A 26,116-nucleotide genomic window follows, 5' to 3' on the forward strand; every position below is an offset into this window, starting at 1 on the left:
TTCAGCTCCCGGCCGCGGGCCCGACCGCTGGAACGATCGTGACCGGAACGCCGTCGCGGATCTTCAGATGCCCCGCCGTCACGATGATGTCGCCGGCGGACAGCCCGTCGACGATCTCGACCTTGGCGGCGCGGCGCTCGCCGGTGCGGACCTTGACCCGCGTCACCTTGCCGTCCACCACCTTGAAGACGAACTGGTCGGCCCCGACCGAGACCATGGCCTCCTCGGGCACCAGGATGGAGTTCTTCCGGGTGGTCAGGGTCAGCGTCACGCGGGCGAACAGGCCAGGCCGCAGGACGTCGTCGGTGTTGGGCACGCGGGCGCGGATGTTGACGCTGCGGCCATTGACATCAACCAGCGGGTCGATCGCGTAGACGGTGCCGGCGAACTGACGGTCGGGCACCGCGTCGACCGTGATCGCCAGCGTCTGGCCGTTCCGCACGGTCGGCAGGTAAAGCTCCGGCACCCGGAAATCCAGCTTGAGGGTATCGACGGCCTCGAGGTTGACGATCTCCTTGCCGGACTGGACCACGTCGCCGACACTGACCCGGCGCAGGCCGAGCACACCGTCGAATGGCGCCAGCAGTTCCAGCTTCGCGAGCTGGGCGCGGGCCAGCGACACCGACGCCTCGTCCGCCAGCAGCTTGGCGCGGGCCTGGTCACGGGCGCGGGCGCTGCCGGAGCCCTGGCGGTACAGCTCGTCGGCGCGGTCGGCCTCGGTCTTGCTGAGGTTGAGGCTGGCCATCGCCTGTTCCAGCGTCGCCCTGGCGATGGCGTCGTCCAGCCGCAGCATCACCGTGCCCTTGCGTATCCGCTGGCCCTCGCCGAATCGGATCTCGGTAATCCTGCCCGCCACCTCGGGCCGCATGATCACCGACTCGTCGGAGAACAGGGTGCCGACGGAGGTCACCGTGCGCGACACGTCGCCGATATCGACCGTCCGCGCCTCGACGGGGATGCCACCGGGCGGCCCGCCCCCTCCTGGGGCGCCACCACCGGGAGCCTTGGCGGCGGTCATGCCCGCGCCTTGGTGGACGGTGAAATACCAGTAGGCCCCACCGCCGAGCCCCAGCAGGGCGACGAGGATGACCAGACGCGCGAACAGCTTCATGACTCTCGATCCGGCCGCGCCCGGCCCGGTCCCTCTGCCGATGATACCCAAAAAGGGTGCGTACGAAACTGTCCGCACCTCTTTACTAAAATGATCATGGCTTTTTCGGAACACGAAGTCGAGCGCGCCGATCAATAATGAACTAACGCAACTATTGGCGACACGTCAGGGTTGGCTCCAGAGGCTTCACGTGAACAACTCGTCCAACTCGCGGTAGTCGGGCGGTCTGACGTCGAGCGGCGTTCCCGCGCGAAGCACCGTACGGTCGGATTGCGGCCGTGACAGCAGCTCGCTGTAGGTTCGTGCCCGGAACACGATCAGGTCGGCGGCACGGCCATCTCCGATCAAGCCCATGTCATCGAGTCGCATGATGTGGGCGGGGGTCGCCGCCGTGGCGCGCGGCCAATCGCCGAAGGGCCGATCCAGGTGCAGGATCCGGGTCGCCTCGCGATGGACCTCGACCATGTCATGGTCGCCATAGCCGTAGAACGGGTCGCGGCAATTGTCGGACGCCACCGCCACCGGAATGCCGCGCGCCCGCATTTCGTGAAGTAGGGTGACGCCGCGCCAACGGGGCGTGCGGCCCGGCACCCGATCCTGGAGATAGAGATTGCACATGGGCAGGGTCACCACCGCCAGCCCGGCTTCCGCCACCAGGTCGAGCGTGGCGAGCGCCTGGTCTGGATCCTGGGTGGCGAGGCTGCAGCAATGGCCGCACAGGACCCGCCCTTGGAATTCGGCGCGAAGGACCGCTTGGGCGATGTGGCGGAGGCTCTCGGCCGAGGGGTCGTCCGTCTCGTCCACATGGAAATCGACATCGAGCCCGCGCTCCGCCGCCAGCGCGAACAGCCGGTCCAGGGCGGTGTCGATCCCGGGGATCATGTAGCTGACACAGCCGAGCACCCCACCGTGGCGCGCCACCAGATCGGCGATCCGGACGCCTTCATCCGTCAGGTAGGTCTCGATCATGACCAGCGAGACCGCTTGGAGCGTGATCCTGCCGGCCCAGCGGTCGCGCGCCTCGGCGAACACTGGCCACGAGATGTCGGCTTGAGGGCCTTGCGAGTCGAGATGGGTGCGGATGGCCGCCGTGCCGTGAGCGTGGCCGCATTTCAGACCGAACTCCATGCGGGCGGCCACGTCGCGGGCGCTCCAATGGGCCTCGCGGTCGCGCGCGACGGCGTCGAGGGCACCTTTGAAGGTCCCGTCGGGGTTCTCTTGGCGCGGCCAGATGTGGCCCTTGTCGAGATGGGTGTGGATGTCGACCGGGCACGGCCAGACGATACCGTGCTCCAGGTTGAAGCCGGGACCGCAGCAGGGTGCGGTTCCTTCAGGCAGCACGGCGGCGACCGCGCCGTTCTCGATCCTGATGTCGACCGGTACCAGATCGTCGCGACCGGCCCCGGCCGCGATCCCAGGTAATGGATCGGCGAGCAGGGATAACGGCACGGTGGCCTTCTTCAGCCAGAACTTGGCGCCGGGAGATGGGCCGGCGAAGCATTTCTGGAAAGGGATCGGCATGATCGGCGACCGTTCTCTCAAGCGGATGCTGAAGCGCTCTCGGCATCATGCATATCACGATACCCGGCGAATTTCGGGAAAAGAGGGCCCGGAAGATCAAAACTGGGAAAAGAGGGGGACGGGTTCCAATGCGGAGGGGACCAAGATCCCGCCCCCCTAGAGTGACTGGTCAGGGATTGCCGGACCGTGGAATAATCCCCGCCTACCGGGGCGATCCTGTTTCCACGTGTCTGGCGCATGTCCCTAGTTCGTGAAATCCGGCGCGGCGCACTTGACGCCGCCATTCGTATTCTCAGCAAAAGCCGTACCACGACGTCTTCGCCGGCCGCTCTCGGGTGCACGCGATGCTTCCCCGCACCCAGCGCACGAAAAAGCGGCGCCGCATCAACGGTTGTGCAAAAATGAGGCACGCGCCCGCCCAACCGGTCACACCCGATCGCGCAACGCGTCCAGCGGAAAGCGCTCGACCTCACCCAGCAGCTCGACAAGGCAGCGGGCGGCGTGGTCGACCAGCTTGGCGCCACGCTCGGCGTCAGCGTCCGTGGCGTCACCGCAGACGCCGAACAGGTTGAGGTCCTGGCTTTGCCAGCCGAACCCGACCTTGCCCTCCGGCGTCAGGTATTTGAACTCCTGCTCCATCTCGATGCTCAGGCTATCGAACTTCCGACGCTCGGCGGGGCGGACCAGATCGGGGCGTAGGTGAAGCATCATCGAGGTTTCGATGGCGCCGCCATGGATCCCGTGGACCACCTCCGATGGCGGGAACAAGCCCTCCGGTAGGCCGGGGCTAAACCAGTCACAGGTCACCACGAACATCTTCAAACGGACCCGCAGGTCGCGCGCCACGATGGCCATGATCTGGGGCTGGCCACCATGGCTGTTGAACAGGACCAGCTTGCGGATGCCGGCGCGGTGGACGCTCTCGCCGACCTCGGTCCAGACGCGGATCAGCGTCTCGGCGGAAAGGGTCAGCGTGCCGGGAAAGGCTTGGTGCTCGTCGGATTTTCCGACCGGTAGCATGGGTAGGACAAGCACGGAGAGGTCCGGAGGGATCAACGGGACGGCGCGGGCGATGATACCCGCGTTTATGGCACTGTCGACCCAGACCGAAAGGTGCGGCCCATGCTGCTCCACGGCGCCCACCGGCAGCACGGCGATGGTGTGTTCGGCATCCAGCGCCGCGAATTCCTTGGTCGTCAACTCATGCCAGTAACGGCTCCGCGGCACCGACATGGTGCGTTCCTCCCCCATTCGAGATCGTCTTGGTCCCGTTCGTCTTCAAGGAGCATGCCAAAGGTGGAGGCGTCCAGCAGGGGGTGGCCGCGGGAGGCCGCATCGCGAGGGTGACTTGGTTCACACCGAAAACCCGCGCGGTGTGGGCTGGTTTACAGGCCCAAGCCCTGGGATTGGTTAGGGTTTGTTCATCGAGACGGCGACGGAAGACAACGGCAGCCGCCTCCAACCTGAACCTGAACAACCCAACCAAACCAACCCGATAAGGAGCCATCGTCATGATCCGCATCACCACCGCCGCCCTGGTCGCCGTCTCCCTGTTCACCGGTTCCCTGGTCATCAGCCCCGCGATGGCGCAGCAGCGCGGCGGCGTCCAGATCGGCGGCAACGCCACGGTCATCGGCCTCGCCAACAACGCGGTCAACGCCGCGACCGGCTTCCTGGCCAAGGCCGACCAGAACATCGGCTCGATCAAGGGCAACGTCGAGGTCAAGGGCAACGCCACCGTGATCGGCCTCGCCAACAACGCCGTCAACGCCTCCACCGGCTTCCTCTCCAACGCCTGCCAGACGGTCGGGGGCATCAATTCCGAAGCCGGCTGCTGAGCGGCGGAGGGCCCGCCACAGATCCCGGAAACCAAACCACCCAGCCAGGGAGCGGCGGAGGTCACACCTCCGCCGCTTCTTTTCCTTTCTTCGAACTCGACATCAGGGCAATCTGAGTCATCTTCGCCATCGAACGCACGCCTTGACCAGCATGGTCGCGGCCAAGGTGCCATACGCAAAGAAACCGGGATGCTGATCGCGCAGATCTCCGACCTGCACGTGACCGAGCCGGGCGAACTGGCCGCCGGCCGGATCGATACCGCCACCGCCCTGGCCACGACGGTGGCGCGGCTCAACGCGCTTCGGCCCCGGCCGGATCTCGTCGTCATCACCGGCGACCTCGCCAATGGACCCCATCCGGGAGAGTACGAGGCGTTGGCCCGGTTGCTGGCGCCGCTGGAACCGCCCTGGTGCGCCATTCCCGGCAACCACGACGACCGAGACGGATTGCGGCGTCTGTGCGCGGGCCAGCCCTGGCTGCCGCCCGAAGGGCCCTATTTCCAATACGTGATCGACCATCTTCCGGTGCGCGTGATCGCGCTGGACACGCTGGTGCCCGGTGAAACCTCGGGATTGCTGTGCGGGCGGCGGACCGAGTGGCTGGAGCGGAGGCTTTCGGAGTCGGACGGCAGGCCCACCGTGCTCCTGATGCACCATCCGCCGCACGAGGTCGGCGTGCGCTTCATGGACGCGCTGCGCTGCTTCGGCACGGAGCGCCTGGGGGCGCTGGTCGGGAAGCATCCCGAGATCGAGCGCATCCTGTGCGGCCATGTCCATCGTCCGACGCAGGTCCGCTGGCACGGCACGATCTCCAGCACGGCGCCCAGCGCCGCTTTCCTGTTCGCGCTCGATCTCGATCCCGAGGCGCCGGCGGCGGTGTCGCCGGAACCGCCCGCCATGGCGCTCCACCTGTGGCGCCACGGTCATGGCATCGTCAGCCATCTCGTTCCGATAAGCCCCTGAAGACGCTTGCCAGCCGGTGGCGGCGGGTTAGATTGACGCCATGGTAGCGATCAAGAAAAAGACCGTGTTGATCACGGGAGCCGGCAAGCGGATCGGCCGGGCCATGGCGCTGGATCTCGCCGCGCATGGCTGGGCCGTCGCCGTTCACTACTTCACCTCCAGGGACGACGCCGACGGCGTGGTGGCGGAGATCGCCAGTGCCGGCGGCAGGGCCGTGGCGATCCAGGGCGACCTGGGAGACGAGGCCGACACCGTCCGCCTGGTGCCGGAGGCGGTCGAGCGGCTGGGACCGCTGACCGCGTTGATCAACAACGCCAGCGTCTTCGAACGGGACGAGATCGGCACCGCCGACCGGACCAGCTGGGACCGCCACATCGAGACCAACCTGCGGGCCCCGCTGGTGCTCTCCCAGGCCTTCGCCCGGCAATTGCCGGACGACGAGCGGGGCTGCGTCGTCAACATCCTGGACCAGCGGGTCTGGAACCTGACGCCGCATTTCCTGTCCTATACCCTGAGCAAGGCGGGGTTGTGGACATTGACCCAGACCCTGGCGCTGGCGCTGGCGCCACGAATCAGGGTCAATGGCATCGGCCCGGGCCCGACCCTGAGGAACGACCGCCAGACGGAGGAGCATTTCGCGTCCCAGTGGGAGAACATCCCGCTCCAGCGCCCGACCTCGCCGGAGGAGATCTGCGACGGCGTCCGGTTCATACTCGACTCGCCGGCCCTGACCGGACAGATGATCGCGCTGGATGGCGGCGAGCATCTTGGCTGGGCCCAGCCAGGACGCGGATTCGTGCCAGTCGAGTGAGCCGCCGGGACAGTATACGGGTACTCGAAACTGTCACATCGACAAACTCAACTCTCGCGGCATTGAAGTTTTGCACAACGCTCGCACTCGCCGCGAGCCACGTCTTGTCAACCGTAAAAATGCGGCACAGCCCCATGTCGCAGCCGCTTGACAGGAAAATTCATGAGCAATATCAATTACTTGTCTTTTTTGCCTACTATTTGGGCAGAAGCTGGAAACCCTGAGAGATGCTGATTTCCCAGTGAGTCGTCCGCAGGTTATCGACATAGTTATCCACAGTTTCCGTGGATAGTCCTGAAGCCCTGTTCCGCCCGGGGTGAGTCGGCGCCCCATTCCCCGGGACGACGGTTGACCAATGGCCGAAAACAGCCAACATACCGCGCATCATGGCAGCTGATCAGATCACCACCCCCCTTCCCGGCTCCTCCGGACCGGCGGACCAGCCGGCATCGCCGGCCCCAGCACCGCCCGCGCCGCGCCGGCGGGTCACCGCGGGTAATCTGACGCAGGGGGCCGAGATCATCCGGGGTTACTTGCGGACGCTGCCCAACAGCCCCGGCGTCTACCGGATGATGAACGACGCAGGCGACGCCCTGTATGTCGGCAAGGCCAAGAACCTGAAGAAGCGGGTGGTCAACTACACCCATGTCCAGAAGCTGCCCAACCGGCTCCAGCGCATGGTGGCCGAGACCACCAACATGGAATTCGTCACGACCCACACCGAGGTCGAGGCGCTGCTGCTCGAGTCGAACCTGATCAAGCGGCTGATGCCGCGTTACAACGTCCTGCTGCGGGACGACAAGTCCTTCCCGTACATCAAGATCACCCGCGACCACGACTATCCGCAGCTGACCAAGCATCGCGGCGCCCGCGACCAGACCGCCGACTATTTCGGTCCGTTCGCCTCGGGCAGCGCGGTCAATCGGACGGTGACGGCGTTGCAGCGCGCCTTCCAGCTGCGCAACTGCGCCGACACGGTCTACGCCACCCGCACCCGCCCCTGCCTGCAGCACCAGATCAAGCGCTGCACGGCGCCTTGCGTCGGCCGCGTCACCCCGGCGGAGTACCAGGCGCAGGTGGCCCAGGCGCGCGCCTTCCTGGCGGGCAAGAGCCGGGACATCCAGGCCGATTTCGCCAAGCAGATGCAGGCGGCGGCCGAGGCGCTAGACTTCGAGACCGCCGCCCGGTTCCGCGACCGCATCCGGGCGCTGTCCGATACCCAGGCCCACCAGGACATCAACGTCGAGGGAATCGAGGACGCCGACGTGATCGCCTGCCATCAGGACGGCGGCTCCACCTGCATCCAGGTCTTCTTCTTCCGGGGCGGCAGCAACTATGGCAACCGGGCCTATTTCCCCAGCCACGACAAGAACCTGGAGACCGCCGAGGTCCTGGGCTCCTTCATCAGCCAGTTCTACGACAACAAGCCGGCGCCGCGCCTGATCCTGCTCAGCCACGAGCCGGAGGAGCGGGAACTGATCGCCGAGGCGCTGAGCCTGCGCGCCGGCCATCGGATCGAGCTGTCGGAGCCGCGCCGGGGCGACAAGAAGCGGCTGGTCGACCATGCCCTGGTCAACGCCAAGGAGGCGCTGGGACGGCGCCTGTCGGAGAGCGCGTCGCAGGCGCGCCTGCTGGAGGGTGTCGCCGAGGTGTTCGGGCTCGACAGCGTCCCGGAACGGATCGAGGTCTACGACAACAGCCACATCCAGGGCACCAACGCGATCGGCGGCATGATCGTGGCGGGTCCGGACGGGCTGATGAAGAACAGCTACCGCAAGTTCAACATCCGGTCCGACGTGGCGCCCGGCGACGATTACGGCATGATGCGCGAGGTGCTGACCCGCCGGTTCTCCCGCGCGTTGAAGGAGGATCCCGAACGCGAGCGCGGGATGTGGCCCGATCTGGTGCTGATCGACGGTGGCCAAGGGCAGCTGAGCGCCACGATGCAAGTGCTGAACGAGCTGGACATCACCGACTTGGCGGTGGTGTCGATCGCCAAGGGTCCCGACCGCAACGCCGGGCGCGAACGCTTCTTCATGCCGGACCGGCCGCCTTTCGGCATGGACCCGAAGGACCCGGTGCTCTATTTCCTTCAGAGACTGCGCGACGAGGCGCACCGTTTCGCCATCGGCACCCACCGGGCGCGCCGCACCAAGGCGATCGGACAGTCGGTGATCGACGAGATCCCAGGCATCGGGCCGTCGCGCAAGAAAGCGTTACTGCACCATTTCGGGTCGGCGCGGGGGGTCGAACGCGCTGGACTGGCGGATTTGGAGGGAGTCGAGGGAATCAGCCGCACGGTGGCTAAAAAGATTTATGATCACTTCCATCCGGACGGCTAGAATGCCGCTCCAGCCGCCGGGTCCCCTTCGACCCGCCGGGTCGTCGCAAATCAGAGCCTTCAAGTCATGCTGACCAGCCTGCCCAATCTCCTGACACTCTCGCGGATCATCGTCATCCCGATCATCATCGGGCTGTTCTTCGTCCGCGAGCACTGGGCGGCCTGGACCGCGTGCGGATTATTCGCGCTGGCGGCCATCACCGACTACTTCGATGGATACCTGGCGCGCAGCTGGTCGCAGGTTTCACTCGTCGGAAAATTCCTTGATCCGATCGCCGACAAGCTGCTGGTCGCCGCCGTCCTGTTCATGCTGGTCGCGGTCGACAAGCTGAGTGGTGTGGCTGTGCTGCCCGCCGTCGTCATCCTGCTGCGCGAGGTCCTGGTCTCGGGTCTGCGGGAGTTCCTGGCCGGTATCCGGGTCGGCATGCCGGTCAGCAAGCTGGCCAAGTGGAAGACCGCGATCCAGATGGTGGCGCTGGGCATCCTGATCGTCGGCGACGACGGCCCGCCCAACTTGCCGGTGCAGGCGATCGGCGAGGCGGGCCTGTGGGCGGCGGGCCTGCTGACGCTGATCACGGGTTGGGACTACATGCGGGCGGGGTGGAAGCACATGAACGAGGAACGCGAGCCGGAGCCCGATCCGGTGGCGCGCCCGGTGGAGCCGCACGCCGCCACCACGGCGCGCGGCGCCGGCTGAGTCCCGCCGGCGCCGCGCGTTCGGCAAACCTGAGGAACCCTGATCATGAAGCTGCTGTACTTCGCGTGGCTGCGGACCAAGACGGGCGTCGCCCACGAGGAGGTGGCGCCGCCGGAGCATGTCCGGGACGTCGCCTCGCTGATCGAGTGGCTGCCCACGCGCGGCCCCAATTTCGCCGACGCCTTCAAGAACACCGCCGTGGTCCGCGTCGCGGTCAACCAGCAATACGCCCGCCCCGACCACCCCCTGAAGGCCGGGGACGAGGTCGCCCTGTTCCCGCCGGTGACGGGAGGCTGACGTCATGGCGATCCGCGTCCAGCGGGAGGATTTCGATGTCGGGGCCGAACTGGCGGCCCTGACCGAGAACAACCACGGCATCGGCGGCGTCACCAGCTTCGTCGGACTGGTGCGCGAGATGGGCGGCGGGCCCAGCGCCATGACGCTGGAGCACTATCCGGGGATGACGGAGCGCCAGCTGGCCGAGATCGAGGCCGAGGCGTCGCGGCGCTGGAAGCTCGACGCGACCCTGATCATCCACCGGTATGGCCGGCTGGAGCCGGGCGACAGGATCGTCCTGGTCGCCACCGCCAGCGCGCACCGCGAGGCCGCCTTCGAGAGCTGTCACTTCCTGATCGACTGGCTGAAGACCCGGGCACCGTTCTGGAAGCTCGAGGAAACCGCCAAAGGCAGCCATTGGGTCGAAGCCAAGGAAGGTGACGACATCGCGGCATCGCGGTGGGCGGAGACGACGGCAAACGAAAAGGGTTGAGTGTACACGCGTATTCTGAAGCACCTTTTCAACATAACCCAGTATTCATTCGCCATCTTCACATCCATCATTGCGGAATTATCGTCGCACCCTAATCATTATTAAAAAATTTCTAACTATTTCACCTGAGTATCCGTCGCGACAAACCGGGAACTTCCCACGGACTGAAAGGAATCAGCCATGTTCCAGCGCGATGGTGCGGGCGATAAGAACAGTTTTTTCAAGAAGGCCCTCCAATCCGCCGCGGCCCTGGCGCTTTGCGCCGGCCTGTTCGCCGCTGGTCCGGCCAAGGCCGATCCGATCCGGATCGTCACCAGCGTCGTGCCTCCCCTGACCAACGACTCGGAAACCGAACGTGGCCTCCTGTACGACGTGATGGAGGAGCTGAAGAAGCTGGTCAAGGTGACCGCCCCGATCGAGGTCATCCTGTGGACCGACGCGTCCAAGATCGCCCAGAACGAAGCCGATGTCCTGATCTTCCCGCTGACCCGGACGCCGCAGCGCGAGAACAGCTTCCGCTGGATCACCAAGATGTTCGACATGAAGCGGTCGTTCACGACGCTGCCTGGCGCCGCTCCGGTCAACTCGCCGGAGGAGGCCAAGAAGGTCGCCTCGATCGGCGTGCTCGAGCGCAGCTCCTCGCAGACGTTCCTCAAGGAATACGGGCTGACGAACACCGTCGAGTTCCCGTCCAACAAGGCCTTGGTCGAGGGCTTGGCCGCCGGCAAGGTCGCGTCGATCTACGGCATCAACCCGATGACTGTCAGCGAGTGGCGTGGCATCGGCCGCAATGACCAGCTCGTGTTCGGAACGCCGGTCGAGATCACCGGGTCGTTCATCGGGGCGAGCCTGAAGGGCAACCTGATCAAGGTCGACGAGTGGCAGTCGGCGTTCGAGGTCATCCAGCAGGACGGCACCTTCGACCGTCTACTGGTCAAGTACGGCCTGAACTGATCCCGGTCCGATGGCGCGTGGAAGGCGACCGGCTCCGGCCGGTCGCCTTTTTTGTCGCGGCAGCGGTCCCCGCTATCGCCGGATCACCGGATAGGATCGCTTGACCGTCATGGCGATCATCGAGGCCAGGACGCATTTGACGATGTCACCCGGGATGAAAACCGCCGACCCATACAGGGCCTTGTCGATCGGCACCCCGGAGACCAAGGACAGCCAGGCGATGCCGATGCCGTAGACCACGACGATGCCGCCCAGGACGTTGAAGGCGATCAGCCGGGCCAAGGTCAATCGGGACCAGGACCGTTCGGTCAGGTGGCCGATCATGAAGGCCGCGACCGCCCAGGACAGGATGAAGCCCGCCGTCGGACCCATGAACACCCCGAAGCCGCCACGCCCGCCGGAGAGGATGGGCATGCCGATCATCACCAGGGCGATGAAGACGACCAGTGCCAGCCCACCGCGTCGAGCGCCCAGGATGGAGCCCGCCAGCATGGCCCCCATGCTCTGCGCCGTGATCGGCACGGGGATGACCGGCAGCGGTATCGGCGGCATCAGCCCCAATGCCGCGACGATCGCGGCGAACAGCGCGATATGGACGACGTGCTTGACCACCATCTTCTTGCTCTCATCCCTTATTTTCGATTGGCGCGGGATCTTCCCGCCGGACCGTCCGGCGGCGCGGGATCGCCACGCGCCTCGATCGCCTCGGAAACCTCGTGCGCCATCTTGAGTGTCCGGATGAGCAGCGGCGCGAAGAAGGCGAGAGGGCTTCGTTCCAGCCCCCGCGCCCGTTGCGCGTCGCGGATTTCCGTCATCAGTTGGAACAGGACGGGGATGAACCGAATGGCTAGCGTCAGCGCCAGGGCGACGGCGGCCGGATCGAAGCCGATCCGGGCCAAGGGAGCCGTGATCCGCTCGATGAACTCGATCATGTCGGAAACGCGCGACGTGAAGGTGACGAGGCACGCCAGCGGCAGCAGCGCGCCGAACCGCAGCCCAAGTTCCAGCGCCTCCCGTCCCGAGGCGAAGATCGCCTGAACGGCGACCAGGATCGCCAGAATCACCAGGGCCGGCGCCATCTGGCGCGCCATGACGCTGGGCGGAATCCGCGCGACGATGACCAGGATCGCGACTCCCGCCAAGGCCAACGCCAGCCAAGCCGGATCGGAGACCAGGAAGAGGCCGGTGCTGGCGAGCAGGAGGCAACCGATCTTCCACCCGACCGGCAAGCGGTGGATGACGCTGTCGCCGGGCAGGTGGAGGCCGAGCGTCATGACATCAGGGAAACGTAGTGGGCCAGCGCCGGAGCGGGATCGTCGTCGGCGACGATCCTCCCGCCATCGAACACGATCACCCGGTCGAAATCGCGGAACAGGTCGAGGTCGTGGGATACCACGATGATCCGTTGCGGCAGGTCACCCAGCGCTTCGACCACGCGGTTGCGGTTGCGGAGGTCGAGCAACGTCGTCGGTTCGTCGAGAATCACGTGACGCGGTTCCATGATCAGGACGGAGGAAAGGGCCAGGAGCTGCTTTTCCCCACCGCTCAAGTGGTGGCAAGGGTGGTCGCGGTACCGCTCCATGCCATAGCGCCGCAAGGCGGCGTCGATCCTCGCGTCCAGCTCGGCGCGCGGCAGTCTCAGGGGCTTGAGGCCGAAGGCCAGATCCTCCGAGACGATGGGAAAGACGATCTGGCTGTCGGGGTTCTGAAAGACGAACCCGACCGCGCGACGCACGGCCTTGCCGTCGGTCCTGGTGTCCAGCCCATCCACCAGCACCCTGCCCTGGGTTGGCACGAGCAAGCCGTTGAGCAGGCGCGCGAAGGTGCTCTTGCCCGAGCCGTTGGCCCCCACCACGCCAATGCGCCGCTGATCCAGGCGCAGGTGCACGTCGTGGAGGATCATGCGCCCATCGAAGGCGTGCGACACGTCGCGCAGTTCAATCATGCCGCGGTTCAATCATGCCCAACGGGTCATGCCAAGTGTCCATGCCGAGGGGCGATCCAGATCGACGGGAGGGTCCAGGCTTCGGAAGCCGGCAACGGTGGCGAACTTACCAAGATCTCCGCGCAAATCAATGAAGGGCGCCGGATGAACCATCCAGCGCCCTTCATTTCAGCGGCTCTCGTTCGCAATGGGCATCGGCCACAAGCCGCCCTGGGACGGCCGGCCGGGTGGATCAGGCCGCGCGCATGTCGTTGATGAACTGTGCCACCTGGGAGCGCAGGTAGTCGAACTGCTTGGAAACCTCCTGGCTGGCGTCGAGCAATTGGCGGACCGTCTGCGTCGCGTCGACCACGCCCAGCGTGACCATGTTGATGTTGCTGGCGACAGCCTGGGTGCCATTGGCGGCATGGGCCGCCGCCTGCGAGATGTCCTGCGTGGTGATGTTCTGCTCCTCCACGGCGGCGGCGATGCCGGACGCGATTTCCCGCGCCCCGTCGGCCACGGCCGAGATCGTGCGGATCTCCTCGACCGCCCTGTTGGTGACCTGCTGGACCCCCATGATCTGGTGGGTGATCTCCTCGGTCGCCTGCGCCGTCTGGCTGGCCAGCGCCTTGACCTCGGACGCCACGACGGCGAAGCCCCGGCCCGCCTCTCCCGCCCGCGCCGCCTCGATGGTCGCGTTCAGCGCCAGCAGGTTGGTCTTGCCGGCGATGTCGTTGATGAGTTGGACGATGTCGCCGATCTTGAGCGCCTGGGCCGCGAGATCGGCGATGGTCTTGCTGGTCTGGTCGGCCGCCGTTGCGGTCTTGCGGGCGACGTCGACGCTCTCGTTGATCCGCTGGGCGATCTCGCTGGTGGTCGCCGAAAGCTCCTCGGTGGCGGCCGCGATGTTGCCGACGTTGGAGATCGTGTTGTCGGTGGCGCGGGTGATCTCGGCCGTGCCCCGCTCCGCCTCGTTCATCTTCTCGGACATCGTCCGGGCGAAGGCGCCCATCTGGTCGGCCGAACTGGACACCGAGTCGAGCACGGACGACAGCTTGCCGTCGAAGTCGTCGGCCATCTTGGCGACCATGGCGACACGGTTGCGTTCGGCCTCCACCTTCTGGATCTCCTGCTCCCGGGCGAAGTCGAGCACCTTGATGGCGTTCTCCCGGAAGACGCCGACGGCGCGCGCCATGGTGCCGATCTCGTCGCCCCGCCTGACTTGGTCCAGCTCGAAATTCAGCTCGCCGCGCGTGATCTTCGCCATGGCCTCGGAGATGATGCCGGTCGGCCGGATCACCACGACGCGCAGCAGGAGGTAGAGGGCCGTCACCAGCAGGATCACGATGCCGATCGAGATCAGCGCGGATGTCAGCGTGTCCTCGGCGATGGCCCGCATGACGTTGGCGCGGCTCCACGCCACCGCCAGGGTTCCGATCCGCTCGCGCTGGGCGCCGAACGAAACCGGGATGATCATGAAGGTGTGATCTTCCGTGGACACGGTGATGTTGTTGCGGTCCGCCGGCAGCTTGTTCTTGTCGGCGAAGGCTTGGAGCATCGCCTTGTCGAAGCCGGGCTGCGCGAAATCGTTGAGCGGCTTGCCATCGGCGGCGTGGACCAGGACGCCGTCCAACCCGGCGCGAGCGTTCTGCGCGATTTCCTTGTAGGAGTTCGTGAGGGCTTCGGTCCTGGCGTATTTGACGGCGCTCGACATGTTGTCGCCGAGCATGGCGGTGAGGATGGCGTTGCTGTCGTCGAAGGTGCTGAGCGCAAGGACGCGCGAAGCGTAGCTCTGATAGGCGACGAGACCGCCCAATCCGCCGATCAGCAAAAGGGTGACGGACAGAATGACCTTCTGGTTGATGCTCTTCAGCGAGAACCTGCTTCCGGTCCGTTCAGTGCCTTTCCCCTGACGATCCCCCATTATCACTCTCCTTGAACCGCCAAGCCGATTTGGGCGGATTGCGCACGATGAGATGGCAAGCCATAAATCGTTGCATTGCTACGTCATATTCATATTAGAATAGCCCAACCCCGTCGATGGCATACGAGCAAGTTGTCGCAGTACGGTATCAAAAACTTCAACGGACGCCACGGGCTTGTAATATTCTATTAAAGCCATTCGCTGGAGATCACTACAATCAAGAGGCGAATCGGGACTCGATACTTCCCAACCGCATAGCGGAGGAGGGAGGCGAACCAGCGCCGAAGGCATGACGCGGACAGCGAAAGGGCGGCGGCGGCCATCGCCACCGTCGCCCTGGAGCCGCCACGCGGGGAGTTTCGCGACAGGCCTATTCAGCCGCCGCCGCCGATGCGGTGGCTCCCCGCACCAGGGAGTCGTAGTCGGTCATCAGGATCTGACACATCCGACCCGGCGTGAAGGTCAGATCGTCAATCCGACCCACCGGGGTGACCTCGGCGGCGGTGCCGGTCAGGAAGATCTCATCGGCGTTTTTCAGTTCGTCCGGCATGATCGCCCGCTCGATCACCTCGATGCCGCGGCGCTTGGCGAGGTCGATCACCGTGCGCCGGGTGATGCCGTCCAGGAAGCAGTCGGGGATGGGGGTGTGCAGCTTGCCGTCGAGCGCCATGAAGAAGTTGGCACCGGTCGCCTCGGCCACCCAGCCGCGATGGTCGAGCATCAGCGCGTCGTGGAAACCATCGTTCTCGGCGGCGTGCTTGCTCATGGTGCAGATCATGTAGAGACCGGCCGCCTTGCTGTTGGTCGGCGCGGTGTTGGGTGCCGGGCGGGCCCATTTGCTGGTCTGCAGCTTGATGCCGGCCATGCGCGCCTCGGGCGAGAAATAGCTCGGCCATTCCCAACAAGCGATGGCGACGTGGACCGTGTTGTGCTGGGCGGAGACGCCCATCATCTCGCTGCCACGCCACGCGACCGGTCGGACATAGGCGTCGGTGAAGCCCTGGGCCTTGACCACCGCGTTGGTCGCGGCGTCGATCTCCGCCACGCTGTAAGGTAGCTGGAAGCCCAGCACCTCGGCCGATTTGACGAGGCGTTCCGAATGTTCGGTCAGCTTGAAGACGGAACCGTTGTAAACCCGCTCTCCTTCGAATACACAACTCGCGTAGTGCAGGCCATGGGTCAAGACATGGACCTTGGCATCGCGCCAGGGGATCAGCTCGCCATCGAACCAGATCTGGCCATCACGGTCATCGAAGGGAAGCATGGACATCACAAACCACTTTCATTGTTAGATTATGTCTCAACAAGGTGGTCCAAACGTAACATTCGCATCGCGGTTGTGTCAACATGGCTGACGTAAAAACCGGGGTCAATCCCCTGTTCCTGCGCGAGGAGGAACTGCGCCAGGGCATGGAGCTGCTGTTCTACGCCTACCGCGACTTCACCGCCGAACCCGATGCGATCCTTGGGAAAATCGGCCTGGGGCGAGCGCATCACCGGGTCATCTACTTCATCGGACGCAACCCGGCGATCACCGTCACAGAGCTGCTATCGATCCTGCGCATAACCAAGCAGAGCCTCTCCCGCGTGCTGAGCGAACTGGTCCGGTCGGGTTTCGTGACCCAGCGACCGGGCGTGCGCGACCGGCGCCAGCGGCTGCTGGAATTGACCGAGAAGGGCGTCGATCTGGAACGCCAGCTGTCGGAAAGCCAGCGCCAGCGCATCGCCAAGGCCTACCGCAAGGCGGGAGCCGTCGCCGTCGAAGGCTTTCGCGAGGTCATGCTGGGCATCATCGACGACGAGGATCGGCCCAAGTTCACCGCCAAGCTGGATCGCGCCGCTTTGAAGCGCTGACCGGCCACCCGCTCCGGAAGATCCGGGGCCAAGACAGCCACACTAGCACGGGATGCCGCCATGACCGAGGAGATGCCCCACATCCTGGTGGTCGACGACGATCTGAGGCTGCGCGAGGTCCTGCGGAAATACCTGGTCAAGAACGGCTTCGTGGTGACCACCGCGCAGCACGCCGCCGACGCCCGGAGCAAGCTGGGCAGCCTCGCCTTCGACCTGATCGTGCTGGACGTGATGATGCCGGGCGAAAGCGGTCTGGAGCTGACCGAAAGCCTACGGCGCGACAGCCAAGTGCCGATCCTGCTGCTGACCGCGCGCGGCGAGTTGGACGACCGGATCGCCGGCCTGGAGGCCGGCGCCGACGACTACATGAGCAAGCCGTTCGAGCCGCGTGAACTGGTGCTGCGGATCACGTCGATCCTCCGCCGGGTGCCCCGTCCCGTCGAGCCGATGGCCGACATGCGGATCGGCAAGTGGACCTTCGTGCCCGACCGGGAGGAGTTGCGGACGGGGGACGAGATCGTCCGGCTGACCAGCACCGAGGCGGCGCTGCTGAGGGTTCTCGCCGGGCAGCCGGGAGCCATATTGACCCGGGAGGAGTTGGCCGACCGCGCCGGGATCGTCGGCAACGCCCGGACCGTCGACGTCCAGGTCAGCCGGTTGCGCGGCAAGTTGGAGGACGATCCCCGGCTGCCACGCTATCTCCACACCGTGCGTGGCGAGGGATACGTGCTGAGGCCGGAGTGAGGGGACCAGAGTGGGGGAAAAAGTGTTGGTGGAGGGAGCGGGGGATTTCGGAAGCTCATCGGCGGCCCGAAGCCCAGCCTCGACCAAGCGAACCAGGGCGGAATCGATGACCGCGATCCATGAACTGACCGCGCGCAGCTATGTCCCCGATCGCCGCGGGCCGCGGGGGCTGATCAAGCGGCTGCTGCCCCAGACCCTGTTCGGGCGGTCGCTGCTGATCATCGTCACTCCGGTCATCCTCTTGCAGGTGGTCGCGACCTGGATCTTCTACGACCGTCACTGGGACACCATGACCAACCGGCTCGCCTTCGCCGTGGCCGGCGAGATCGGCATGGTGATCGAGCAGTTGGAGCGCGACGGCTCCATGGCCGATCGGACGGACACCTTGGCCATGGCGGCGCGCACCATGGACCTGATCCTGACCTTCGAGCCCGAGGCGGTCATCCCTCCCCGGCACAACTCGCTGAACGGATTGCTGGAGCGCACCCTGGGCATGGCCCTGGACGAACGGGTACGGAAACCCTTCAACGTCGACAGCCGCGTCGCCAGCAACTGGATCGAGATCCGCGTCCAGCTGACGGATGGCGTGCTGTCCGTGATGGCGCCGGAGCGCCGCCTTTTCAGTTCCACGACCTACATCTTCCTGCTCTGGATGGTCGGCGCCGCCATGGTGCTGTTCGCCATCGCGATCATCTTCATGCGCAACCAGATCCGCCCAATCCGGCGGCTGGCCGCCGCGGCCGACGCGTTCGGCAAGGGGCGCGACGTGACCCGGTTCAAGCTGGAGGGGGCCACGGAGGTCCGCCAGGCGGCGGCCGCCTTCCTGGTCATGCGCGAGCGCATCCAGCGGCAGATCAGCCAACGGACGGAGATGCTGGCGGGCGTGTCGCACGATCTCCGGACACCGCTGACCCGGATGAAGCTCCAGCTCGAGCTTTTCAACGACAGCCCGGATGTCGAGGACCTGAAGGCCGACGTCATCGACATGGAGCAGATGATCGAGGGCTATCTCGCCTTCGCCCGCGGCGAGGGCGCCGAGGCCCCCGTTCCGACCGACCTCAACCGGCTGATCAACGAGGCCGTGAGCAGCGCGCGCCGCGATGGCGCCATCATCGACGTCCACCTGGAGGGCGAGTTGAACCTGCCGCTCCGGCCGAACTCGGTCAAGCGCTGCCTCGCCAACCTGATCGGCAACGCGCGGCGCTACGCCGACCATGTCTGGGTCCAGGCCGGCCGGCGGGAGGACGCGATCGAGATCACCGTGGACGACGACGGTCCAGGCATCCCCACCGGCTCCCACGAGGACGTCTTCCGCCCCTTCTTCCGGCTGGAGGGCTCGCGCAACCGGTCGACCGGCGGTGTTGGGCTTGGACTGACCATCGCCCGTGACGTGATCCGCAGCCACGGCGGCGACATCACGCTGGCGGAAAGCCCGCGCGGCGGTCTGCGCGCCCTGGTGCGCCTGCCGGTTTGAGGGTGGGAGCGGTCAGTACAGCCGGCCGCCGTTGGGCACGCCGCGCGCCGGGGTGACCAGCACGACCTCGCCGTCGGCGTCGGGAAAGCCCAGCACGAGAACCTCGGACATGAACTTGCCGATCTGCTTGGGCGGGAAGTTGACGACACCCGCCACTTGGCGTCCGACCAGGGAGTCGAGCGTGTAATGCCGTGTCACCTGGGCGGAGGTGCGGCGCGTGCCGATCTCCGGCCCGAAATCGACCCGTAGCTTGTAGGCGGGGCGGCGCGCCTCCGGATAGGGCTCGGCGGCGATGATCGTGCCGACGCGGATATCCACCTTCAGGAAATCGTCGAAGGTGATGTTCGTATCCGCGGTGTCCGCCATCGGGAAGCTCCTTCTTGATCCGTCCGTCCTCAGGGGCGCCACGCTACCGGCGGGGCGGCCAAAAAACAAGGCCGCCGCCGGTTGCCCGGCGGCGGCCTTGAATCCCCGAAAATGCGGAGATTACTTGGACGCCTTGACCTTGGCGACGACGACCTTCAGCTCTTCCAGGCTCTCGGTGACGCGCTTGTTGATCACGTCGGCGGCCTCCGAGTTGGACTTCGAGACCAGCTCGGCCAGCTCGCGGGTGTTGGCCAGCGCCTTTTCGAACGCGACCTTGACCAGGTCGGCCTGCTTGGCGACCTTATCCTCCGGCGAACCGGCGGCCAGCAGCTCGGACACGATCGAGGTGGTCTGCTCGATGGTCTGGCGCAGGATCTCGGACTGACGGCGGGCAACGGCCTGGAAGCCTTCGAACGCCAGCTGGTTGGCGGCGGTCAGGGCCTGGATGTTCTTCTGCTGAGCGGCCACCATGGCCTCGACATCGACGCCGGGGACCTTGAACTGGGACATCATCTTGGAAACGTCGGTGAACTTGGAGACGTCGACGTCGAAAAACGGATTAGCCTTTGCCATTTACCATCCCCCTAATGAGTGCCCCTTGAAGAGCGTCTGTCGTTGCCGCGCCGCAGCAGGATTGATGCCGCATCATGCAGATTGCGCAAAACTTCGTCAACTTCTTTTGTGCAGCGCAACAAAAATGTTGATGGCGGCGTTTTGTCAGACTGGGGTCCCGGGCAAAGGGTCCGAGCCCGAGGTAGAGTCCTCATCGGTACCGGTTTGGTCCCCACGCCTTCCCCGTGACCGCAGGGTCCTGGAGAATTGCTCCGCCTGCCGCAGCCGCGCGTCGAGCGCCGCCATGGTGCGCGACAGATCGGCGCTGTCGTCCGTCAGCCAGACCCGCATCACCGCCAGATAGATCACGCCCAGGCCCTTGACCCTGACGGCGCCCACCAAGCCATCCGCCGGGACGCCGGCCGCCTCCAGCATCCAGGCGAGCGACCGCCGCAAGGCGCAGGCGTGGATCGCCGCCGCGACCGGATCGCCGCGCAGGTCGCGCGACACGGCGTCGACCGCCGCCCGGTAGGGCGTCAGCGCGTCGAAACGGCGCATCATCACGTCGAACACGCGGTCCCGCAGGGTCTCCGTCCCATCGTCCTGTCCACCTTCGGACAGGACCAGCTCGTCGATCTGGCGGGTGAAACCCCTCAGGATGTCGCTTTTGCCTGGAAAAGTCCGGTAGATGTCCGCCAGCGACAGCTTCGCCTCGGCGGCGATGTCGGCCATGGTCGTGGCCCGCCATCCCTTCTGGCCCGCCAGTTTCATGGCGGCGTCGACGATTTGGCGCGACAGATCAGCTTTCTTGGCCATGATGCCTTTGAATCCCGTGCGGTTCCTCGTTCCAGCCACTAAGATTGGGCCGGCGGGCGCGATGCCAAAGGCCCCACCTGACAGTCGGGTCGTTTTCCCGCGTGTTTTCGGTGGGAGTACGCGCCAGATCCAATTGGCGATGTCATGGGAACCGGCGTGACGATCGAGGTGATCAGGAGTTGACTGTGTGCATGAGCATGCGATGCTGCCGCGCCTCCGGCTTCGGGCATGATAACCGTATCGAGCATGACGACCCATGAGCGCTTCGTTCGGCTGGGCCTCCGGTTGCCTCACGACATTGGCTCACCGGCTGCCCTATCTTTCCCCAGATGAGGAACGCGATCTCGCGCTGCGCTCGGCCGCCGGCGACGAGCGGGCGGCCGAGCGGCTGGTCGAGACCCATCTGCGCGTGGTCGTCCGCATCGCGCGAAGCTATGGCCGTTTCGGTCTTCCCGTCAACGAGTTGATCCAGGAGGGCACGCTGGGCTTGATCCAGGCCGTGCGCAAGTTCAACCCCGACGGCGGGGCGCGGCTCGGGACCTATGCGATGTGGTGGATCAGGGCCGCGATCCAGGACTACGTGGTGCGGTCGTGGTCGCTGGTCCGGGTCGGCAAGACCGCCGCGCACAAGGCGTTATTCTTCGCTTTGAAGCGGGTCGCGGCCGAGCGGAGGACATCTTCCGACAAGCTGGACGAGGCTGCGCTGACGGTTCTGGCCAGCCGTTTCGACATGCCGCCCGCCGAGGTGTCGGGCCTCGCCCACCGGATCGCCCGGCTGGACCGCTCCCTCGACGTGCCGGCCCATGACGCGGACGGTGACGAGACGGAAAGCCTGCTCGACCAGTTGCCCGCCGACCAGCCCTCCCCCGAGGAACTCGTCGAGCAACGCAGCATCGGCCGGGTCTGGCATGGCCTGATCGACCGGGCACTCGCCATGCTGCCGGCGCGCGAGGCGGCGATCATCCGCCACCGCCATATGAGCGAGGTGGCTCCGACCTTCGAGGCGATTGGCCGGGAACTGGGCATCTCCAAGGACAGGGTCCGCCAATTGGAGAAGCGCGCCCTGGCGCGGCTGCGCGAACTACTTCAGCCCCTGGCGGCCGCCCACGGCTTGCCGGGGAACTGATCGCGCAATGCGCCTAACGACTTTCAGTTGATGATGTGGTGAAACCCATGGGTCGGCTACAGCGAAGCGGCAGCCGACACCACTCCCGACGCGCCTGCTTGTCGGCTGCCGCTTCGCTGTAGCCGACCTACGATGAAATTGATTACCCAGCCAGCTCGCGCGATCGGGCGGTGGCCGCCGCGATGGCGCGGTCGAACAGCGGCTGCACGCCATCCTCCGCCATCAGGACCTCCAGCGCCGCCTGCGTCGTCCCGTTGGGGCTGGTGACGTTCCGGCGCAGGGTCGCGGCGGGCTCGCTCGACCGGATCGCCAACTCGCCGCTGCCGGCGACCGTCACCCGCGCGATCCGCGTCGCCAGATCCTCCGGCAGCCCGGCGGCCACGCCCGCTTTCGCCAGCGCCTCGATCAGCAGGAAGACATAGGCGGGCCCCCCACCCGACACGGCGGTGACGGCGTCGAGCAGCGCCTCGTCCTCGACCCAGGCGACCTGGCCGACGGCGGCCAGAAGCGTGTCGCACAGCTGCCGCTGGCCCTCCGTCACGGCGGCGTTGGCGACCGCGACGGTCATGCCGCGGCCGACGGCGGCCGGCGTGTTTGGCATCGCCCGCACGATGGCGGCATCCGCGCCCAGGCGTTCGGTGAAATAGCCGATCGTCTTGCCCGCCGCGATCGACAGGAAGACGGTGTCCGGCCGGGTGAAGCGGGCATAGCCCGGCACCACCTCGTCCATCACCTGCGGCTTGACCGCCAGGACGACCACATCCGGGTCGAAGCCAGCCGGTATCCGCGACGCGCCGGCGCACCGGACGATCTTGCGGCCCCCCGATCCCGCGTCCGCCCCGAAGGCGCCCTGCGGTTCGACGACGACGACGTCATCCACCGTTCCGGCGGCGAACCAGCCATCCAGCATGGCGCCGCCCATCTTGCCACAGCCGACCAGGAGCAGTGAGCAGCCCATCGATCAGGCCTCCCCAACCGTGTCGAGGATCGACGCCGTCACCGCCTCGGAAGCGGTCTTGCCACCGGAGATGACGAACTGGAAGGCGGGATAGAAACGCTCGCACTCCATCAGGGCGATCTCGACCAGATCCTCCATCTGCTCGACGCTGGCGCGGGGCGCGCCGCGCAGGAGCGAGGTGTGGCGGAACATGGGGGTATGCTCGTCCGGGCAGATGTCGAAATGGCCAAGCCACATCTTGCCATTGACCTGGGCCAATAGCTCGTTGAGGTCGTGGCGCCGCGCCTTGGGCGCCTTCATGTCGAACTGGCAGGAGAACTGCATCGCGCTGACTTCGGGTTGCCAGACGAAGTACAGGCGGTAATCACACCAGCGCGCGGCGATCTCGACAACCAGTTCGTCCTCGTGGGAGCGATCGAACGGCCACTCGTTGGCGACGACGATCTCCTCGACGATCTCGAGGGGATTGAGCGTTGTGGCGGACGTTTCTTCGACGGCGACAGCCGGCATGCCTGCGACTCCTTGATCGCGCGATTAACGGCGTATGCCCCGTGTCAGCCACATGGTGTCGGGTGGTTCGCAATGCCCCGAGATGGTGTATCCAGGCGGACGTATCCAAGCGGACAAGGGGCTACTACCGGCAGGACCGTGACAGAACGGTCCCACGCTCGCAATAGAATTCCGTAAAGTTGAGGACGACCTGTAGGGATCAGCCGACTTCGGAGGGCGATCCGTCCTGGCCGGTGCCCAAATCCTTGGCTGAACCCGCGGCCGACCCGGTGGATGAACCAGGGGTGGTGCCGGCGGAATGGGTGGCGGCGGGGCGCTTCGGCCCGGGCGCGCCGGCGGCCAGCTCGCGCTCTGCCACCAGTGTCGCCACCAGCGCCTCCAAGGCGGTCACCCGGTCGGCCAGTTCCTCCTCGCCCGTGCGGGCCTTGACGGCCATCTCGCGGGCGGCCTCGAATTCCTCCCGGCTGACCACGTCCATCCGGCTGAGGATCCGCTCGAACTGCTGGCGCACCTGTGCCTCGACCTCGCCACGCAGACCGGTCAGCGCGCCGACCGCGCCACCCGCCACACGGGCCAGATCGTCGAGAAGCTTGTTATCGACCTGCATGAGATCCGTATCCTCGCAAAAAGGGCCATCATTATGGACACCGGCTCCCGCCGACGCAACGCCGCATTCCGGGGCGGCGTTGGCGGACGACATTGGCCGGTGATGGCAGGGCCGTCTTGCGGCGGCGCGTCACACGGGCTTATAAGGGCGCCGAACCCCGGCGGATCAACCCGTCTCCAGGCCGGTTCCGCGGGCTACGCGTCCCGAGGGCGGTCGCCGCATCGAAACCGAACCGCCCAATGCTCGCCATCCTGTTCCCCGCCATCGACCCGGTCGCCCTCCAGATCGGCCCCATCGCGATCCGCTGGTACGCGCTGGCGTACCTGATCGGCTTCGTCGCCGGCTGGCGCTATTGCATCGCCCTGGCGCGGAAGGACGACAGGCCGCCGACGGCGCTGGATTTCGACGACTTCCTGACCTGGGCGGTGATCGGCGTCATCCTGGGGGGCCGCCTGGGCTATGTCCTGTTCTATAACACCGGCTACTATCTGAACAACCCACTGGAGGCGCTGGCGGTCTGGCACGGCGGCATGTCGTTCCATGGCGGCCTGCTGGGCGTCGTCGCGGCGATCCTGCTGTTCTCGCGCCGCCGCGGCTTCTCGCCGCTGGCGCTCGGCGACCTGATCGCCTGCGCCGCCCCGATCGGCCTGTTCTTCGGACGCCTCGCCAACTTCGCCAACGCCGAGCTGTGGGGTCGGGTGGCGGACGTGCCCTGGGCCGTGATCTTTCCTGGGGAAAGGGCCGGTGGCCTGCCCCGTCACCCGAGCCAGCTTTACGAGGCGGCGCTGGAGGGCCTCGTCCTATTCGTCGTGCTGGCGATCCTGGCGCGCCGCCCGTCGGTCCGGGCGCGCCCCGGCCTGCTGGCCGGCGTCTTCTTCATCGGCTACGGTCTGTCCCGCATCCTGGTCGAACACTTCCGCGAGCCCGACCCGCAGTTGGGCTTCCTGCTGGGCGGCAACGTGACGATGGGCCAGATCCTGTCGGTCCCGATGGTCCTGTTCGGCGTGGCGCTGATCGTGGTGGCGCGCCGCCGACCCGCCTTGGCTGGCGCCGCCGATCGGCCGGCCGCCTCCGCGGGGACGGCGCCCCATCCGGACGCGCGGGATGGCCGATGACGGCGGGCGATCCCACCCGCGATGACGATTCCGGGCAAGGCGGACTGACCGCCCACCTCCGGCGGCGGATCGCGGTCGAGGGGCCGATCTCCGTGGCGGCGTTCATGGCCGAGGCGCTGGGGCACCCCCGGCATGGCTATTACATCACCGCCGACCGGTTCGGCGCCGCCGGCGACTTCGTCACCGCGCCGGAGATCAGCCAGATGTTCGGCGAGCTGATCGGCCTGTGGTGCGCCCATACCTGGACGGAGATCGGAGCTCCCGATCCCGTCAACCTCGTTGAACTGGGACCCGGCCGCGGCACCCTGATGCGCGACGCGCTCCGCGCCGCCGCGATGGTGTCGAAGTTCCGCGACGCCGCCGCCGTCCATCTGGTCGAGACCAGCCCCGTCCTCCGCGAGAGGCAGAGGGCGATGCTGGAGCCCGTCTTGAAGGGGAACGGGCCGACGTGGCACGACACCCTCGCGACGGTACCCGACGGCCCTGTGCTGGTGATCGCCAACGAGTTCTTCGACGCCCTGCCGATCCGCCAATTCCAGAAGACCGCCCATGGCTGGACCGAGCGGATGGTCGATGTAGACGACGCCACCGGCGGCTTCCGCTTCGTGCTGGACCGGCGGCCGGGTCCCGTAGAACACGCGATCCCGCCCTCGGCGCGGACGGCGGCGCCGGGCAGCGTGTTCGAGACCTGCCCCGCCGCCACGGCCATCGCCCACGAATTGGGCGCCCGGCTCGAGAGGTCGGGAGGCGCCGCCCTGATCATCGATTACGGCCATCCGCGTTCGGCCGTGGGCGAGACCTTGCAGGCGGTGCGCCGCCATGCCTTCGCGCCGGTCCTGGACGCCCCGGGGTCGGCCGACCTGACGGCGCACGTGGATTTCGAGGCGCTGGCCAACGCCGCCCGGGATGCTGGAGCGCGCGCTTGGGGTCCCGTCACCCAAGGCGCTTTCCTCGCGGGGCTGGGCATCCGCGAGCGGGCGGCGCTGCTGCGTCGGCGGGCGACGCCCGGGCAGGCCATCGACATCGATTCGGCGGTCCATCGCTTGATCGACGACACCGGGATGGGCACATTGTTCAAGGTGCTGGCGCTGACCGACCCGCGGCGGCCGGCGCCCGCCGGGTTCGAACCGGCTTGATC

At 66.4% G+C, this 26,116-nt stretch carries 28 protein-coding genes; 14 read left to right on the plus strand and 14 right to left on the minus strand.

Annotation, left to right across the window (positions count from 1 at the left end; translation table 11 throughout):
- Position 1: 1 nt before the first annotated feature.
- The 3 genes from N825_RS09125 to N825_RS09135 all read right to left on the minus strand — a co-directional run bounded on the left by N825_RS09125 (position 2) and on the right by N825_RS09135 (position 3,865).
- Positions 2–1,111 (minus strand): efflux RND transporter periplasmic adaptor subunit, encoded by a 1,110-nt coding sequence (locus tag N825_RS09125; RefSeq protein ID WP_037449952.1) that lies wholly within the window; start codon positions 1,109–1,111, stop codon positions 2–4.
- Positions 1,112–1,297: 186 nt separating this feature from the next.
- Positions 1,298–2,632, minus strand: coding sequence for a cytosine deaminase (locus N825_RS09130; protein WP_051511789.1), 1,335 nt, complete (start codon positions 2,630–2,632; stop codon positions 1,298–1,300).
- Between the two features lie 426 nt (positions 2,633–3,058).
- Positions 3,059–3,865 (minus strand): creatininase family protein, encoded by an 807-nt coding sequence (locus N825_RS09135; RefSeq protein WP_037450327.1) that lies wholly within the window; start codon positions 3,863–3,865, stop codon positions 3,059–3,061.
- Positions 3,866–4,143: 278 nt separating this feature from the next.
- Between N825_RS09135 and N825_RS09140 the strand changes: the two genes are divergently transcribed.
- From N825_RS09140 to N825_RS09175, 8 genes are all read left to right on the plus strand, one after another.
- Positions 4,144–4,470 carry a hypothetical protein gene (locus tag N825_RS09140; protein ID WP_037449955.1) on the plus strand — a complete coding sequence of 109 codons (327 nt, stop codon included), beginning with the start codon at positions 4,144–4,146 and terminating at the stop codon, positions 4,468–4,470.
- 189 nt (positions 4,471–4,659) lie between these two features.
- Positions 4,660–5,433, plus strand: coding sequence for a phosphodiesterase (locus N825_RS09145; protein ID WP_037449958.1), 774 nt, complete (start codon positions 4,660–4,662; stop codon positions 5,431–5,433).
- A gap of 40 nt (positions 5,434–5,473) precedes the next feature.
- On the plus strand, positions 5,474–6,244 hold the full coding sequence (locus tag N825_RS09150) for an SDR family oxidoreductase (protein ID WP_037449960.1): 771 nt from the start codon (positions 5,474–5,476) through the stop codon (positions 6,242–6,244).
- A gap of 386 nt (positions 6,245–6,630) precedes the next feature.
- Positions 6,631–8,586, plus strand: coding sequence for an excinuclease ABC subunit UvrC (gene uvrC / locus N825_RS09155; protein ID WP_084164573.1), 1,956 nt, complete (start codon positions 6,631–6,633; stop codon positions 8,584–8,586).
- Positions 8,587–8,652: 66 nt separating this feature from the next.
- Positions 8,653–9,282, plus strand: coding sequence for a CDP-diacylglycerol--glycerol-3-phosphate 3-phosphatidyltransferase (pgsA, locus tag N825_RS09160; RefSeq protein ID WP_037449963.1), 630 nt, complete (start codon positions 8,653–8,655; stop codon positions 9,280–9,282).
- Between the two features lie 45 nt (positions 9,283–9,327).
- Positions 9,328–9,579 carry a molybdopterin converting factor subunit 1 gene (gene moaD / locus N825_RS09165; protein WP_037449964.1) on the plus strand — a complete coding sequence of 84 codons (252 nt, stop codon included), beginning with the start codon at positions 9,328–9,330 and terminating at the stop codon, positions 9,577–9,579.
- A 4-nt stretch (positions 9,580–9,583) separates the two neighbouring features.
- Complete coding sequence (locus N825_RS09170; protein ID WP_037449967.1) at positions 9,584–10,051, plus strand: molybdenum cofactor biosynthesis protein MoaE; 468 nt, start codon at positions 9,584–9,586, stop codon at positions 10,049–10,051.
- A gap of 180 nt (positions 10,052–10,231) precedes the next feature.
- Positions 10,232–11,005 (plus strand): substrate-binding periplasmic protein, encoded by a 774-nt coding sequence (locus N825_RS09175; RefSeq protein ID WP_037449970.1) that lies wholly within the window; start codon positions 10,232–10,234, stop codon positions 11,003–11,005.
- A 72-nt stretch (positions 11,006–11,077) separates the two neighbouring features.
- On the opposite strand, the gene N825_RS09180 is transcribed toward N825_RS09175, so the two are convergent.
- The 5 genes from N825_RS09180 to N825_RS09200 all read right to left on the minus strand — a co-directional run bounded on the left by N825_RS09180 (position 11,078) and on the right by N825_RS09200 (position 16,126).
- Positions 11,078–11,620, minus strand: a complete 543-nt coding sequence (locus N825_RS09180) for a biotin transporter BioY (RefSeq protein WP_037449973.1) — start codon at positions 11,618–11,620, stop codon at positions 11,078–11,080.
- A 17-nt stretch (positions 11,621–11,637) separates the two neighbouring features.
- Positions 11,638–12,279: an energy-coupling factor transporter transmembrane component T family protein gene (locus N825_RS09185; protein WP_037449975.1), complete on the minus strand. Its 642-nt coding sequence runs from the start codon at positions 12,277–12,279 to the stop codon at positions 11,638–11,640.
- Positions 12,276–12,950 (minus strand): energy-coupling factor ABC transporter ATP-binding protein, encoded by a 675-nt coding sequence (locus tag N825_RS09190; protein WP_037450331.1) that lies wholly within the window; start codon positions 12,948–12,950, stop codon positions 12,276–12,278. The genes N825_RS09185 and N825_RS09190 overlap by 4 nt, the downstream gene beginning before the upstream one ends.
- A gap of 232 nt (positions 12,951–13,182) precedes the next feature.
- On the minus strand, positions 13,183–14,856 hold the full coding sequence (locus N825_RS09195) for a methyl-accepting chemotaxis protein (protein WP_051511791.1): 1,674 nt from the start codon (positions 14,854–14,856) through the stop codon (positions 13,183–13,185).
- Between the two features lie 370 nt (positions 14,857–15,226).
- Positions 15,227–16,126 carry a branched-chain amino acid aminotransferase gene (locus N825_RS09200; protein WP_037449978.1) on the minus strand — a complete coding sequence of 300 codons (900 nt, stop codon included), beginning with the start codon at positions 16,124–16,126 and terminating at the stop codon, positions 15,227–15,229.
- Positions 16,127–16,203: 77 nt separating this feature from the next.
- Between N825_RS09200 and N825_RS09205 the strand changes: the two genes are divergently transcribed.
- The 3 genes from N825_RS09205 to N825_RS09215 all read left to right on the plus strand — a co-directional run bounded on the left by N825_RS09205 (position 16,204) and on the right by N825_RS09215 (position 18,928).
- A complete protein-coding gene (locus N825_RS09205) occupies positions 16,204–16,710 on the plus strand; it encodes a MarR family winged helix-turn-helix transcriptional regulator (RefSeq protein WP_037449981.1) in 507 nt (168 codons plus the stop codon).
- 60 nt (positions 16,711–16,770) lie between these two features.
- Positions 16,771–17,454: a response regulator gene (locus tag N825_RS09210; RefSeq protein ID WP_037449984.1), complete on the plus strand. Its 684-nt coding sequence runs from the start codon at positions 16,771–16,773 to the stop codon at positions 17,452–17,454.
- A 106-nt stretch (positions 17,455–17,560) separates the two neighbouring features.
- Entirely contained in the window at positions 17,561–18,928 is a 1,368-nt protein-coding gene (locus N825_RS09215) for an ATP-binding protein (protein ID WP_051511794.1), read from the plus strand.
- Between the two features lie 12 nt (positions 18,929–18,940).
- Here the strand turns inward: N825_RS09215 and N825_RS09220 are convergent, their stop codons facing one another.
- The 3 genes from N825_RS09220 to N825_RS09230 all read right to left on the minus strand — a co-directional run bounded on the left by N825_RS09220 (position 18,941) and on the right by N825_RS09230 (position 20,662).
- The gene (locus N825_RS09220) at positions 18,941–19,294 is read right to left on the minus strand and encodes a tRNA-binding protein (RefSeq protein ID WP_037449987.1); all 354 of its coding nucleotides are present in this window, start codon (positions 19,292–19,294) and stop codon (positions 18,941–18,943) included.
- A gap of 120 nt (positions 19,295–19,414) precedes the next feature.
- Entirely contained in the window at positions 19,415–19,867 is a 453-nt protein-coding gene (locus N825_RS09225; RefSeq protein ID WP_037449990.1) for a phasin family protein, read from the minus strand.
- Between the two features lie 144 nt (positions 19,868–20,011).
- A complete protein-coding gene (locus N825_RS09230) occupies positions 20,012–20,662 on the minus strand; it encodes a TetR/AcrR family transcriptional regulator (RefSeq protein WP_051511796.1) in 651 nt (216 codons plus the stop codon).
- Between the two features lie 256 nt (positions 20,663–20,918).
- Between N825_RS09230 and N825_RS09235 the strand changes: the two genes are divergently transcribed.
- Complete coding sequence (locus tag N825_RS09235; protein WP_051511799.1) at positions 20,919–21,788, plus strand: sigma-70 family RNA polymerase sigma factor; 870 nt, start codon at positions 20,919–20,921, stop codon at positions 21,786–21,788.
- 142 nt (positions 21,789–21,930) lie between these two features.
- Here N825_RS09235 and proC read toward each other — a convergent pair whose 3' ends face one another.
- The 3 genes from proC to N825_RS09250 form a co-directional block, all read right to left on the minus strand.
- Positions 21,931–22,746, minus strand: a complete 816-nt coding sequence (gene proC / locus N825_RS09240; protein ID WP_037449993.1) for a pyrroline-5-carboxylate reductase — start codon at positions 22,744–22,746, stop codon at positions 21,931–21,933.
- A 3-nt stretch (positions 22,747–22,749) separates the two neighbouring features.
- Entirely contained in the window at positions 22,750–23,256 is a 507-nt protein-coding gene (locus N825_RS09245; protein ID WP_037449995.1) for a type III secretion system chaperone family protein, read from the minus strand.
- Between the two features lie 199 nt (positions 23,257–23,455).
- Positions 23,456–23,863, minus strand: a complete 408-nt coding sequence (locus N825_RS09250) for an accessory factor UbiK family protein (protein ID WP_051511802.1) — start codon at positions 23,861–23,863, stop codon at positions 23,456–23,458.
- A gap of 239 nt (positions 23,864–24,102) precedes the next feature.
- Here N825_RS09250 and lgt point away from each other — a divergent pair, with 239 nt between their 5' ends.
- Positions 24,103–24,978, plus strand: a complete 876-nt coding sequence (gene lgt / locus N825_RS09255) for a prolipoprotein diacylglyceryl transferase (RefSeq protein WP_051511803.1) — start codon at positions 24,103–24,105, stop codon at positions 24,976–24,978.
- Positions 24,975–26,114, plus strand: coding sequence for a class I SAM-dependent methyltransferase (locus N825_RS09260; RefSeq protein ID WP_051511805.1), 1,140 nt, complete (start codon positions 24,975–24,977; stop codon positions 26,112–26,114). Before lgt ends, N825_RS09260 begins: the two co-directional genes overlap by 4 nt.
- Positions 26,115–26,116 lie beyond the last annotated feature (2 nt).

Source organism: Skermanella stibiiresistens SB22 (assembly GCF_000576635.1).
GTDB lineage: Bacteria > Pseudomonadota > Alphaproteobacteria > Azospirillales > Azospirillaceae > Skermanella > Skermanella stibiiresistens.

Bases quoted from the DNA above. Each gene is read 5' to 3' on its own strand.
- N825_RS09140 (WP_037449955.1), top strand. From the start codon at position 4,144: ATGATCCGCATCACCACCGCCGCCCTGGTCGCCGTCTCCCTGTTCACC.
- moaD (WP_037449964.1), top strand. From the start codon at position 9,328: ATGAAGCTGCTGTACTTCGCGTGGCTGCGGACCAAGACGGGCGTCGCC.
- N825_RS09195 (WP_051511791.1), bottom strand. From the start codon at position 14,856: ATGGGGGATCGTCAGGGGAAAGGCACTGAACGGACCGGAAGCAGGTTC.
- proC (WP_037449993.1), bottom strand. From the start codon at position 22,746: ATGGGCTGCTCACTGCTCCTGGTCGGCTGTGGCAAGATGGGCGGCGCC.
- N825_RS09260 (WP_051511805.1), top strand. From the start codon at position 24,975: ATGACGGCGGGCGATCCCACCCGCGATGACGATTCCGGGCAAGGCGGA.
- uvrC (WP_084164573.1), top strand. From the start codon at position 6,631: ATGGCAGCTGATCAGATCACCACCCCCCTTCCCGGCTCCTCCGGACCG.
- N825_RS09215 (WP_051511794.1), top strand. From the start codon at position 17,561: ATGACCGCGATCCATGAACTGACCGCGCGCAGCTATGTCCCCGATCGC.
- N825_RS09190 (WP_037450331.1), bottom strand. From the start codon at position 12,950: ATGATTGAACTGCGCGACGTGTCGCACGCCTTCGATGGGCGCATGATC.
- N825_RS09175 (WP_037449970.1), top strand. From the start codon at position 10,232: ATGTTCCAGCGCGATGGTGCGGGCGATAAGAACAGTTTTTTCAAGAAG.
- N825_RS09170 (WP_037449967.1), top strand. From the start codon at position 9,584: ATGGCGATCCGCGTCCAGCGGGAGGATTTCGATGTCGGGGCCGAACTG.
- pgsA (WP_037449963.1), top strand. From the start codon at position 8,653: ATGCTGACCAGCCTGCCCAATCTCCTGACACTCTCGCGGATCATCGTC.
- N825_RS09150 (WP_037449960.1), top strand. From the start codon at position 5,474: ATGGTAGCGATCAAGAAAAAGACCGTGTTGATCACGGGAGCCGGCAAG.
- N825_RS09135 (WP_037450327.1), bottom strand. From the start codon at position 3,865: ATGTCGGTGCCGCGGAGCCGTTACTGGCATGAGTTGACGACCAAGGAA.
- N825_RS09130 (WP_051511789.1), bottom strand. From the start codon at position 2,632: ATGCCGATCCCTTTCCAGAAATGCTTCGCCGGCCCATCTCCCGGCGCC.
- N825_RS09225 (WP_037449990.1), bottom strand. From the start codon at position 19,867: ATGGCAAAGGCTAATCCGTTTTTCGACGTCGACGTCTCCAAGTTCACC.
- N825_RS09145 (WP_037449958.1), top strand. From the start codon at position 4,660: ATGCTGATCGCGCAGATCTCCGACCTGCACGTGACCGAGCCGGGCGAA.
- N825_RS09185 (WP_037449975.1), bottom strand. From the start codon at position 12,279: ATGACGCTCGGCCTCCACCTGCCCGGCGACAGCGTCATCCACCGCTTG.
- N825_RS09200 (WP_037449978.1), bottom strand. From the start codon at position 16,126: ATGTCCATGCTTCCCTTCGATGACCGTGATGGCCAGATCTGGTTCGAT.
- N825_RS09250 (WP_051511802.1), bottom strand. From the start codon at position 23,863: ATGCAGGTCGATAACAAGCTTCTCGACGATCTGGCCCGTGTGGCGGGT.
- N825_RS09235 (WP_051511799.1), top strand. From the start codon at position 20,919: ATGAGCGCTTCGTTCGGCTGGGCCTCCGGTTGCCTCACGACATTGGCT.
- N825_RS09220 (WP_037449987.1), bottom strand. From the start codon at position 19,294: ATGGCGGACACCGCGGATACGAACATCACCTTCGACGATTTCCTGAAG.
- N825_RS09125 (WP_037449952.1), bottom strand. From the start codon at position 1,111: ATGAAGCTGTTCGCGCGTCTGGTCATCCTCGTCGCCCTGCTGGGGCTC.
- N825_RS09180 (WP_037449973.1), bottom strand. From the start codon at position 11,620: ATGGTGGTCAAGCACGTCGTCCATATCGCGCTGTTCGCCGCGATCGTC.
- N825_RS09230 (WP_051511796.1), bottom strand. From the start codon at position 20,662: ATGGCCAAGAAAGCTGATCTGTCGCGCCAAATCGTCGACGCCGCCATG.
- N825_RS09205 (WP_037449981.1), top strand. From the start codon at position 16,204: ATGGCTGACGTAAAAACCGGGGTCAATCCCCTGTTCCTGCGCGAGGAG.
- N825_RS09245 (WP_037449995.1), bottom strand. From the start codon at position 23,256: ATGCCGGCTGTCGCCGTCGAAGAAACGTCCGCCACAACGCTCAATCCC.
- lgt (WP_051511803.1), top strand. From the start codon at position 24,103: ATGCTCGCCATCCTGTTCCCCGCCATCGACCCGGTCGCCCTCCAGATC.
- N825_RS09210 (WP_037449984.1), top strand. From the start codon at position 16,771: ATGACCGAGGAGATGCCCCACATCCTGGTGGTCGACGACGATCTGAGG.